This is a genomic window from Slackia sp. (assembly GCF_977041755.1).
The window spans coordinates 1-2,640 of record NZ_CDRRGL010000190.1 but is presented as its reverse complement, the minus strand read 5'-3'; the positions used below and the strand labels follow the sequence as shown (position 1 = coordinate 2,640).

General features: G+C 61.5%; 3 protein-coding genes. All 3 read right to left on the bottom strand.

Features of this window, described 5'->3' with window-relative positions; genetic code table 11:
- Positions 1–53 precede the first annotated feature (53 nt).
- Positions 54–830, bottom strand: a complete 777-nt coding sequence (locus ACWI8T_RS09355; RefSeq protein ID WP_449138747.1) for a GltB/FmdC/FwdC-like GXGXG domain-containing protein — start codon at positions 828–830, stop codon at positions 54–56.
- A gap of 1 nt (position 831) precedes the next feature.
- On the bottom strand, positions 832–2,193 hold the full coding sequence (locus ACWI8T_RS09350; RefSeq protein WP_449138746.1) for an NAD(P)/FAD-dependent oxidoreductase: 1,362 nt from the start codon (positions 2,191–2,193) through the stop codon (positions 832–834).
- A 1-nt stretch (position 2,194) separates the two neighbouring features.
- The coding region (locus ACWI8T_RS09345) for a 4Fe-4S dicluster domain-containing protein (protein ID WP_449138745.1) at positions 2,195–2,640 on the bottom strand (446 nt) is incomplete at its 5' end.

Sequence of the window (2,640 nt, the reverse complement as noted above, 5' to 3'; positions counted from 1 at the left end):
AAATACACCGCCAGAATCCCGTGCAGCGTCAAGCAGGTGCGCCGTTCGTTAGATCAGTTCGCGTACATGCTGGCGTAGGGGCGGCTGTTTGCGGGGCGCAGGCGGAAGAATCCCTCGCCCGAGACATCGACCGGACCGCCAATTTCTTCGGCGAATTTCTCGTTGTATTCGCCAAGCAAGCGCGCGAGCACACGGCAATCGTGCTCATCGACCGGCTCTTGCACCAGGCCAGCGGGAATATCGCGTTCGTCAGGCACATGCTTCAGGTAAATCACGCCGCCATGCATGCCCGTTGCCAAATACGGGCCCGCCGTACCCATGAGCACAATCACACCGCCAGCCATGTATTCGCCCAGGAAGCTTCCGGCGTCTCCGCCAATCACGATAGTCGGCGCCTTGTCGCCATACTGCTTCATGTGAATGCCGACGCGCCAACCGCAGCCGTCGCGCACCAAAATGCGGCCGCCGCGCATGCCGTAGCCCGCAGCATCGCCCACGCGCCCATGAATCACGATGTCGCCGTCGTTCATGGTGTTGGCGACCTGATCTTGGGCATTGCCGAAGACCTCGATTTCACCGCCGTCCATGTAGCACGCCATGTCGTTGCCAGGCACGCCATAAATCTCGAGGCGCTTGCCCGCGGGCATACCGCACCCAAGATAGCGCTGGGCGAACGTTTCACGCAGCTCCACCACATCGGCGTCTTCGAGAGCCGCGCGCACCGCGGCGTTGCCCTCGGTGAAGTGCACCGTGCCGAGCGTGACCACCGTTTTGCCATCGAGCTTTTCGACAACGGGCTCAGTCGTGGGAAGGTTTCCGAATTCTGCCATGTTATTCCTCGCCTTCTGCCTTGGGCCAACCAAGCTCGTTGAGCGTCGACGGATAGCCGCGATGCATACGTGCGGCTCCTTGCGAGAAATCAATATTGAGAGGAACGCGGTCAAACGTATCGTCGGCAAGCGACGCCACGGGCACGCCGCGCTCAATCATGGCCGTGTACATGCCCGCGTTATCGGGTCGATTCAGCAGCACGTAGCCCACGAGCTTGCCGTCGCGCATGACGAATTTCACATACTCGTCGTCTTCGACCTCTACGCGAACATCAAAGTCGCCATCGGCTGGCGGATTGATGATTCCCGAGGTCAAAAGTGTGATATCGAAGAAATCGACCGCATTCACCGCAAAGCTGCCCTCGTCGGGAAGGGCGCCGGGCACGCCCGCCATGTGCATGGCGGCAATGCGACCCTGACGAACGGCATTGGGCCACAGCGCCAAGGGACGCTCGCTGCCGTCGAGCGTATCGGTCACCTGGGTCACATCGCCCGCAGCGTACACATCGGGTAGGCTCGTTTGCAAATCGGGCCCGCATATAAGGCCTCGACCCTGCTCGGCGCCCGCCTCGACGGCGAGCTTGCTCGCTGGGCGCACGCCGACCGCAACGATAACCATATCGCACGCCTCGTCGGAGCCATCGGTCAGGCGCACATGCGTCACGCGCTCGCCTTCACCGAGCATCTCGTCAACCGACATGCTGGGATGGCAGAAAATGCCGTGCGGCTCCACAAGACGCGAGACAACCGCAGCACCATCTGCGTCGAGCACGGCAGGCAAAATGCGCGGGCCGCGATCGAACACATCGATGCGGTCGGCATGGTGGCTCAACGCTTCGGCCGCCTTCATGCCAATAAGGCCGCCGCCAATCACCACGACGCGGCTTTCACGGCCTTCCGCATGCGCACGCTCGGTTGCTGCGAGCACATCGTCCCAGGCCGCCAACGCATCATCGAGCGTAATGAACGTATGCACGTTCGTGCGGCCCTCCATGCCGGCAATAGGAGGAATGAAGGGGACGGAGCCCGTAGCGAGCAGGCACTTCCCGTAGGAAATCTCTTCTCCGCCCACAAGCTTCACTTCATGGGCGGAAGCATCGAGCGCCACGGCTTCAAACTCAGCGCCAAACAGCGTTTCGATGCCACGCTTCTCGTAGAAATCGGCCGATTTGTAATCGAGATGCTCGCGATCGGTTTTGCCTTCGAGCAAATACGAGATGAGCGGTCGGCCGTAGCAGCGATACGGCTCATGGGAAACCATGACGATGCTCTTATCCGGCGCAGCCGCAGAGAGGAATTCCGCCGCAGTCACGCCCGCCGCAGAATTGCCAATAATCAAGTAATCACACGTATGGTGCGCCATGCTACATCGCCTCGCTTTCCACGTACATGAGCGCGCGATTCGGGCAGGCCGCAACGCAGCTCGGCTCGCCCGGCGCACCCGCGCCGTCACCGCACAAATCGCACTTCAGCGCAATGGGCTTCACACCCGAAGGAGCCGGAACAACCGTAATGGCGCCGAACGGGCACATGCTCACGCACGTGCGGCAGCCCACGCAACGCGACGGGTCGCTCGTGACCACACCGGTTTCAGGGTCGCGCTGCATGGCGCCCGAGATGCAGCCTTCCACGCACTTTGGCTTGGCGCAATGGCGGCAATTCGCCGCGAAGCTCACGATGTTATCGCCCTCGACACGCACGCGGTTGTAGATTTCATCGCCCGCAAGCGTAAACGCCTTCACGATGTTTCCTGGCCACGGCGAATGCTGAGCCTTGCAAGCCACCTCGCAACGGCGGCAATTCACGCACC